This is a genomic window from uncultured Desulfovibrio sp. (assembly GCF_944327235.1).
Lineage (GTDB): Bacteria > Desulfobacterota > Desulfovibrionia > Desulfovibrionales > Desulfovibrionaceae > Desulfovibrio.
On record NZ_CALVHE010000005.1, the window covers coordinates 52921 to 61644 of the forward strand.

Genomic DNA, 8724 nt, shown 5'->3' on the forward strand with positions numbered 1-8724 from the left:
GGGGATCCCCCTGCTACCCAAGCAACGAGGCAAACGTGTCCGAGCAACCGAAAATCAGTATTGAGCACGAACTGCGGAAATCCTATCTGGAATATTCGCTGTCGGTCATCATCGGCCGCGCCATCCCCGATGCGCGCGACGGCCTGAAGCCCGTGCACCGGCGCATCCTCTTTGCGCAGTCGGAACTGGCCAACACCTACAACCGGCCGCACAAGAAATCCGCGCGCATCGTGGGTGACGTCATCGGTAAATATCATCCGCATGGCGACTCCGCGGTCTACGACGCGCTGGTGCGCATGGCACAGGATTTTTCCATGCGGGATCCGCTGGTGGACGGGCAGGGCAACTTCGGCTCCATCGACGGGGACTCGCCCGCCGCCATGCGTTACACCGAAGTACGCATGTCCCGGCTGGCCGGGGAATTCCTTGCCGACCTGGACAAGGAGACCGTGGATTTCCGGCCCAACTACGACAATACCCTGCAGGAACCGTCCGTCCTGCCTACCAAGGTGCCCAATCTGCTGCTCAACGGCTCTTCGGGCATCGCTGTGGGCATGGCCACCAACATCCCGCCGCACAATCTGGGAGAGCTCTGCGACGCTCTGCAGATCCTGCTGGACAATCCGCAAGCCAGCGTGGACGACCTTATGGAAGTGGTCAAGGGACCGGACTTCCCCACGCGCGGTTTCGTCTATGCGGGCAAGGGCCTGTATGACGCCTACCACACCGGGCGCGGCACGGTGAAGGTGCGCGGCCGTCTGGAAGTGGAAGAGCGGAAGAAGGGCCTGCAGGCCGTGGTCATCCGGGAGATCCCCTTCGGTCTCAACAAGTCCGCTCTGGTGGAGAAGATCGCCGCCCTCATCAATGACCACAAGATCGACGGCATTGCGGACTTGCGGGACGAGTCGGACCGGAAGGGCATACGCATCGTCATCGACCTCAAGCGCGGCACCATCCCGGACATCGTCATCAACGGTCTGTACAAGTATACGCCGCTGGAGACCAGTTTCGGCATCAACATGCTGGCCGTGGTGGACAACCGGCCCGTGCTGCTCAATCTCAAGACCGCGCTGGCCTGCTTCGTGGATCACCGGCGGGAGGTGGTCATCCGCCGTACGCGCTACGATCTGGCCAAGGCGGAAGCCCGCGCCCATATCCTCGAGGGCCTGCGTATCGCCATCGACAACATCGACGAGGTGGTGGCCCTCATCCGGGCGTCCGCCAGCCCGGACGAGGCCCGCACCGGGCTCATGGCCCGTTTCGAGCTGACGGAAGTCCAGGCCCGCGCCATCCTCGACATGCGCCTGCAGCGCCTGACCGGCCTGCAGCGCGAGGAACTGCTGGCCGAATACCGCGACCTGCTCCAGAAGATCCAGTTCTATACCTCGATCCTGGAGAATGCCGAAGTGCTGCGCGGCGAACTCAAGCGGGAGATCGCGGAGATCCGGGAGACCTTCGCCACGCCCCGCCGCACGGAAGTGGTGACGGACGCTCTGTCCGGCATCGACATCGAGGATCTCATCCCCGACGACGAAGTGGTCATCACCTTGTCCCGCCGCGGCTACATGAAGCGCACCAATCTGGAGAACTACCAGCAGCAGAAGCGCGGCGGCAAGGGCATCGCGGCCCTCCACACGGCGGAGGACGACTATGTGCAGGAGTTCCTGACCACCACCAATCACCAGTATCTTTGCCTCTTCACCAACAAGGGGCGGATGCATCAGCTCAAGGTGCATCAGGTCCCCGAGGGCAGCCGCACGGCCAAGGGCGTGCACATCAACAATCTGCTGCCGCTGGAAGAGGGCGAATGGGTGACCACGGTGCTGGCCCTGCGCGAGTTCGCGGAGGACAAGTATTTCCTCTTCGTCACCCGGCGGGGCATGGTCAAGCGCTCCTCGGCCTCGCTCTATGCCCGTTGCCGCAAGAGCGGTCTCATGGCCGTGGGCCTGCGCGAGGACGACGAGCTCGTGGTGGTGCGCCCCATCCGGGACGATACCCACATCGTGCTGGCCACGGCGGACGGCTATTCCATCCGCTTCTCCTGCAAGGACGTGCGTCCCATGGGCCGCGTGGCCACAGGGGTCAAGGGCATCGCCCTGCGGCGACAGGATGTGGTGGTGGCCGGGGTCATCCTCAAGGAATACGACCAGACCACGGAGATCATGTCCATCTCGGCCAACGGCTTCGGCAAGCGCACGCGGGTGGATCTCTACCGTCTCCAGACGCGCGGCGGCAAGGGCATCATCAACTTCAAGGTGACGGGCAAGACCGGTCCGGTGGTGGGGGCCATGCCCGTACGGGACAATGACGGTCTCGTGCTGCTGACCTCGGCCAACAAGATCGTGCGCATCGGCGTGGACGACGTGCGCAGCAAGGGCCGGGCCACCATGGGCGTCATGCTGGTGCGTCTGGACGAAGGCGCCCGCGTGGTGGGCTTTGACCGCGTGGACGAGGGCGGACAGAGCGGCCGCAAGCTGGATGATGAGGAACTGGACGAACTGACGGCCGAGGGTGAGGCCCCCCGGGTGGATAGCGCCGAAACGACGACCGGGGAAAGCCCGGATGCGGACAGCGCGCCGTCGGGAACGTCCCCTGAGGAGAACGGAGAAGCATAATGCGCTGGGCTTTCCGCCTGGAGCGGGATGTTTGCCGCGAATGGGGACGGCGGGGCGGCAGGCGCGCAGGCGGCCTGCTGCTCTGCTGTCTGCTGCTTTTCAGTCTGCCGGGCTGCGAACGTTCGCCGCTGGGGGACGATCTCAGCGAGGCGAGAAGTTCCGTGGCGGCCCATGAGTGGACGCGGGCCGAACGCCTGCTGGAGCGTTTCCTGCGGGAATCCGGGGACTCCGACAAACGTTGGGAGGCCTGGCAGCTCCTGCTGACCGTGGCCAACGCCACGGGCGTCACCACGCGGGTGCGGCTGGATTATCTGGACACCATGCTGGAGGAGTTCGCGGACAGCGACGCCCGTTGCAAGGACATCCTCTGGCGCATGGGACAGCTCGTGGAGCGCCAGCGTCGGCATGAGCGCGCGGTGGACATCTGGAGCGCCTATCTGGATCTGGAAGGCCTCAGCCCGCAGGACAGCGTGGAAGGCTACCGCCATCTGGCGGCCATGAATTTCCGTCTGCATCGCTATGAGGCCGCGGAAGATGCCTTGCAGCAATGTCTGGCCCTGCCGGTCAACGAGACGGCCAAACTGAACTGCATGTATGATCTGGCGGACCAGAGCGCGGCCCGGGAACGCTGGCAGGAAGCGGCCGATCTGTCGCAGCAGATCCTGGACAGCGAGCCGAGTGACAGCCTGCGCGCCCTGACGCTGTTCCTCCTGGGGGATGCCCTGGAGCAGCTCGATCGTCAGGAAGAGGCGCTGGCCCAGTTCGAGCTTTGCCGCGAAAGTTATCCCAATACCGATGTGGTGGAAAATCGCATTGCGTATTTGAAAAAAAAGATGAAAAATCCCTCCCGCCGTCAGGCGAAGGCGGCGGAAAGGAAATAGGCGCGTCCGGGCGTCCCCGGTCCGCAGGGATCGGGGCGCGAGTGGAAGGGCGGACAGCATGAGGAGTTTGGCATGATTCGTCACGAGTGTGGACTTTTCGGCATTTACAGCCATGAAGACGCGGCGCGGCTGACGTATTTCGGCCTGTATGCGCAGCAGCACCGCGGGCAGGAAAGCGCGGGTATTGTGACCTGGGACGGCGGCACCATGTACGAATACAAGGGCATGGGCCTCGTTCCCGACGTGTTTTCGGAGGAGGCGCTCAGCACGCTCGTGGGGGATACGGCCATCGGCCATGTGCGTTACTCCACCACCGGGCGCTCGCATATGCGCAATGCCCAGCCCTTCGTGGCCCACTTCCGCGGGAAGGACATCGCCGTGGCCCATAACGGCAATCTCGTCAACACGGCGGAGCTGCGCGAAGAGCTGGAGAGCGACGGCTCCATCTTCAGCACGACCAATGATACGGAAGTGTTCATGCATCTGCTGGCGCGCGCCTTGCGCACCAAGAATCTGGTGGAAGCCGTGCGCGACACCTGTTCGTGCGTGCGCGGCGCCTACTGTCTGCTGGTCATGAGCGGCAATACCCTTGTTGCGGTGCGCGATCCGCACGGCTTCCATCCGCTGGCGCTGGGGCGGCTGGACAACAGTCCGGTCTTTGCCTCGGAGACCTGCGCCTTCGATCTCATGGAAGCCGAATACGAACGCAGCATCGCGCCCGGCGAGATGTACATCGTGGACGAGCAGGGCGAACGCAGCGAACAGCTGCACGGCCCGCTGCCGGACAAGCCGCGCCAGTGCATCTTCGAGCTGGTGTACTTTGCCCGGCCGGACTCCTTCGTCTTTGGCGAGCAGGTCTACCAGTGCCGCAAGCAGATGGGCTGGCAGCTGGCCCATGAGTCCACGCCGGATGTGGATTTCATCATGCCGTTCCCCGATTCCGGGGTCTATTCGGCCGTGGGCTTTGCCCAGTGCGCCGAGCTTCCCTATGAACATGCCATGATCCGCAATCACTACGTGGGCCGTACATTCATCCAGCCTACCCAGAGTATGCGGAACTTCGGCGTGCGGGTAAAGATCAATCCGGTCCGTTCCATGATCGAGGGCAAGAAGATCTGCATCGTGGACGACTCCATCGTGCGCGGCACGACCATGCGTACCCGCGTGAAAAAATTGCGCGAACTGGGGGCGAAGGAGGTGCATATCCGCATCAGCTGCCCGCCGGTGAAATTCCCCTGCTATTACGGCATCGACTTCGCCTCGCGCGGCGAGCTCATCGCGGCTTCCCTCGATTTGCCGGAGATCGTGCGCGAGCTGGATGTGGATTCCCTGCACTATCTTTCCATAGACGGGCTGTTGCGTTCGGTCATGCATTCCGACAGCTACTGCCTCGCCTGCTTCAATGGCGATTATCCCGTTCCCTGCCGGGAAGCGGGCAAGCACAGACTCGAACAGCCCTGCGCGGCGGTCAATTCCTGAGGTCATCATGGCAGCTCACGTTACACGCATCAAAGGCTTTGCGGACATGTTTCCGCCGGATTCCGACGCCTTCCTCTTCCTGGAAGAAACGGCGCGGCGCGTCTTTTCGCGTTGCGGCTTTGTGGAATTGCGGACGCCTGTCCTGGAATATACCGACCTGTTCCGGCGCTCCATCGGTGAGGAGACCGATGTGGTGCAGAAGGAGATGTTCACCTTCCCGGACAGGAACGACCGTCTCATGACCATGCGCCCCGAAGCGACGGCCGGCGTCATGCGCGCGTATATCGAGGACGCGCGGCATACCCGCGAAAGCGTGAGCCGTCTGTTCACCACCGGTCCCATGTTCCGTTACGAGCGGCCCCAGAAGGGACGGATGCGGCAATTCCATCAGCTCAATTGCGAATGTCTTGGCTCGCACAGCCCCTATGCCGATGCGGACATGATCATCATGCTCATGCGCTTTTTGCGGGAAGCGGGGCTTACGGAGCTGGGCCTGAAGATAAATTCCCTGGGTTGCTCCAATTGCCGTCCGCGCTTCAAGGAAGCGCTGGTGGACTACCTGAAGGGGCTTGCCGGAGAGGGCGGTCTGTGCGAGGACTGCACGCGCCGTATGCAGACCAATCCCTTGCGCGTGCTGGATTGCAAGCAGGAGGGCTGCCGCCGTCTGACGGACGCCGCGCCGCGCCTGCTGGACTACAATTGCCCGGACTGCCGCGCCCATTTCGATACCGTGGTGCGTCTGCTGGAAGCGGAGCATATCCCCTATGAGCTGGACCATCGGCTGGTGCGGGGACTTGATTACTATTGCCGTACGACCTTCGAGGTGGTAAGCGGGAATATCGGTTCACAGTCCGCCGTGGCGGGCGGCGGGCGTTATGACGGACTCGTGAAGAGCCTGGGCGGGCCTGATGTGCCGGGGGTGGGTTTTGCCTGCGGCATGGAACGGCTGGCGCTGCTCCTTCCGGAACGTCCCGCCCAGCGGCTGGATTTCTATGCCGTGGGCATGAACGAAGCCGGAAAGGACGCCTGCTTCTCGGTGGCCCAGCGTCTGCGCGAGGCCGGTCTTGCGGGCGAGGTTCACACCGGCGACGGCGGCTTCAAGAGCAGTATGCGTCAGGCCGGTAAATCCGGGGCCCGCTATTGCCTCATCATAGGTGAGGACGAAGCGGCTTCCGGCACGGTTATGGTGAAAGATATGGACAGCGGCGAACAGCAGGCCGTGCCGCAGTCCGAAGTGGTGGAACATCTGGCCTCGACCTCCGGCGGTATTGAGCATGAGTGAGCAGACCCAATCCCAGGATCTCCAGCAGGAGCACCAGAAATATATCGAGGAAGTGGGCGACTGGACCCGTACGCATTCCTGCGGCCAGTTGACCGAAGCCGACGACGGCGCTGAGGTCTGCCTCATGGGCTGGGCGCAGTACCGTCGCGATCACGGCGGCCTCATCTTCGTGGACCTGCGCGACCGCGAAGGACTGACGCAGGTGGTGTTCAGCCCCGAGATCGCCCCCAAGGCCCACGAGGATGCCCACATCCTGCGCGCGGAATATGTGCTGGCCATCAAGGGCCGCGTACGGCCCCGTCCCGAAGGCATGACCAATCCCAATCTGGTCACCGGCGGCATCGAAGTGGTGGTGAAGGAATGGAAGCTGCTCAATACTTCCAAAACGCCTCCCTTCCCCATCGAGGACCGTACCGACGCCGGGGAGAACCTGCGTCTTGCCTGGCGCTATCTGGATCTGCGTCGTCCGCGTATGCAGGCCAACCTGCGTCTGCGGCACCGCGTGGCCCAGGCTATCCGCCGCTATCTGGACGAAGGCGGTTTCATTGAGGTGGAAACGCCCATCCTTACCAAGTCCACTCCCGAAGGCGCGCGCGACTTCCTGGTGCCCAGCCGCCTGAACAACGGCCAGTTCTATGCCCTGCCGCAGTCGCCGCAGCTCTTCAAACAGCTGCTCATGGTGGGCGGCTTTGACCGTTATTTCCAGATCGTCCGCTGTTTCCGCGACGAAGACCTGCGCGCCGACCGCCAGCCGGAATTCACGCAGGTGGATATCGAAATGAGCTTCGTGGACGAGGAAAAGGTCATGAACATGGCCGAAGGCCTCATGGCGCGCGTATTCAAGGATGTCATGGGGCAGGATATCCCCCGTCCCTTCCCGCGTATGCCCTATGCCGAGGCCATGAGCCGGTACGGCGTGGACAAGCCGGATACCCGTTTCGGTCTCGAACTGCACGACATCACCGACATCGTGCGCGGTTCCGGCTTCAAGCTCTTTGCCGTGGCAACGCTGGTCAAGGCCATGAAGGTGCCGGGCGGCGAATCCATGACCCGCAAGGAGATCGACGCCTATACCGATTTCGTGAAGATCTACGGCGCGCAGGGCCTCGCCTGGATCAAGATCAAGGCCGACGAATGGCAGTCCCCCATCGCCAAGTTCCTTTCCGACGAAGAGCGCAAGGGCATTGCGGAAGCGCTCGACCTGAAAGTTGGGGACATCGTATTCTTCCAGGCCGGGGAGCCCGGTATGGTCAATGCCGCGCTGGGCAACCTGCGCGTGCATCTGGGCAACCAGCTCGGCCTTATCCCGGAAAATACCTTCAATTTCCTCTGGGTGACGGACTTCCCCCTCTTTGAGTACGACGAAGAGGAAAAGCGCTATGTGGCCTGCCATCACCCCTTCACCTCTCCGGCTCCCGGTCATCTGGAACTGATGGCTACCGATCCGGCCCATACCCGCGCCCGTGCCTACGACATGGTGCTCAACGGCAACGAAGTGGGCGGCGGTTCCATCCGCATCCATTCCGCCGAAGTGCAGCGCCGCATGTTCGCCGCGCTGGGCTTTACGCCGGAACAGGCCGAAGAGCAGTTCGGCTTCCTCATCAGCGCACTGGAGCAGGGCGCTCCGCCGCACGGCGGCCTTGCCTTCGGCCTCGACCGTCTGGTCATGCTGCTCGCCGGTGCCCAGAGCATCCGCGACGTCATCGCCTTCCCCAAGACCCAGAAGGCTACCTGCCTCATGACCCAGGCCCCCTCCGAAGTCTCGGCCAAGCAGCTGCGTGAACTCGGTCTGCGCCTGCGCGAAAAGAGCGGCGAGACCACCCCAGCGCCTGCCGCAGGAAATTAGGCTTATTGAAAACTGGAACAGAGCGGAACGCCCTTCGCTTGCGCGAAGCGGCGTTCCGCTGTTTTTTTGAAAGTTTTTTTGTGGGGGGAAGGGGCCCTTTGTGAACAAAGGGTCCCTTCCCCCCACACCCCCCATCCCCCTAAAAACTTTACTTGTTTAGGTGTCAGTCGTCGTGACATCCAACGAGCCGCCAGATTGCAAGCCAGCCAGAATCTGCAAATTGTTTTCTCATACCGCCGGGGGACGTGGCAGACCAGCACTGTCTTGTGGGGGGCACGGTATCGTACAGTGACAGAGCAAAAGTTTTGGGAAGGGAGAGGGGGAGCACGAGGGGGAGAGGGAGAACCGTTTTCCAAAACGGTTTCCCTCTCGTAAAAAATATATTCCGCTGTTTTTTTGAAAGTTTTTTGTGTGGGGGGAAGGGGCCCTTTATGAACAAAGGGTCCCTTCCCCCCCACACCCCCATCCCCCTAAAAACTTTATAGGTCCTGATGCAAGTCGTCGCGGCATGTAGGGCATCTCCCGACTCCAAAGCCAGAAAGAATCTAGGTGGTGTCGTCAAATTAAATAGTATGTTATAATCTCTTCACTTACAATGAGGAGAGACTATATGGCGGCACA

The 8724-nt window shown here is 62.2% G+C and carries 5 protein-coding genes; all 5 read left to right on the forward strand.

Going from position 1 to position 8724, the window contains the following annotated elements; all coding sequences use genetic code 11:
- The first annotated feature begins 35 nt into the window (after window positions 1-35).
- The 5 genes from gyrA to aspS all read left to right on the forward strand — a co-directional run bounded on the left by gyrA (window position 36) and on the right by aspS (window position 8103).
- Window positions 36-2615, forward strand: coding sequence for a DNA gyrase subunit A (gene gyrA, locus Q0K00_RS01775; RefSeq protein ID WP_297226910.1), 2580 nt, complete (start codon window positions 36-38; stop codon window positions 2613-2615).
- The gene (locus tag Q0K00_RS01780) at window positions 2615-3496 is read left to right on the forward strand and encodes a tetratricopeptide repeat protein (RefSeq protein ID WP_297226911.1); all 882 of its coding nucleotides are present in this window, start codon (window positions 2615-2617) and stop codon (window positions 3494-3496) included. Before gyrA ends, Q0K00_RS01780 begins: the two co-directional genes overlap by 1 nt.
- A 72-nt stretch (window positions 3497-3568) precedes the next feature.
- The gene (gene purF / locus Q0K00_RS01785; protein WP_297226913.1) at window positions 3569-4975 is read left to right on the forward strand and encodes an amidophosphoribosyltransferase; all 1407 of its coding nucleotides are present in this window, start codon (window positions 3569-3571) and stop codon (window positions 4973-4975) included.
- Window positions 4976-4982: 7 nt separating this feature from the next.
- On the forward strand, window positions 4983-6257 hold the full coding sequence (gene hisS, locus Q0K00_RS01790) for a histidine--tRNA ligase (RefSeq protein WP_297226915.1): 1275 nt from the start codon (window positions 4983-4985) through the stop codon (window positions 6255-6257).
- Window positions 6250-8103, forward strand: a complete 1854-nt coding sequence (aspS, locus tag Q0K00_RS01795) for an aspartate--tRNA ligase (protein ID WP_297226917.1) — start codon at window positions 6250-6252, stop codon at window positions 8101-8103. Before hisS ends, aspS begins: the two co-directional genes overlap by 8 nt.
- The last annotated feature ends 621 nt before the right edge of the window (window positions 8104-8724 follow it).

What these genes read in the sequence shown, in the direction of transcription:
- hisS (WP_297226915.1), top strand. Translation starts at nt 4,983, where the DNA reads ATGGCAGCTCACGTTACACGCATCAAAGGCTTTGCGGACATGTTTCCG.
- purF (WP_297226913.1), top strand. Translation starts at nt 3,569, where the DNA reads ATGATTCGTCACGAGTGTGGACTTTTCGGCATTTACAGCCATGAAGAC.
- aspS (WP_297226917.1), top strand. Translation starts at nt 6,250, where the DNA reads ATGAGTGAGCAGACCCAATCCCAGGATCTCCAGCAGGAGCACCAGAAA.
- Q0K00_RS01780 (WP_297226911.1), top strand. Translation starts at nt 2,615, where the DNA reads ATGCGCTGGGCTTTCCGCCTGGAGCGGGATGTTTGCCGCGAATGGGGA.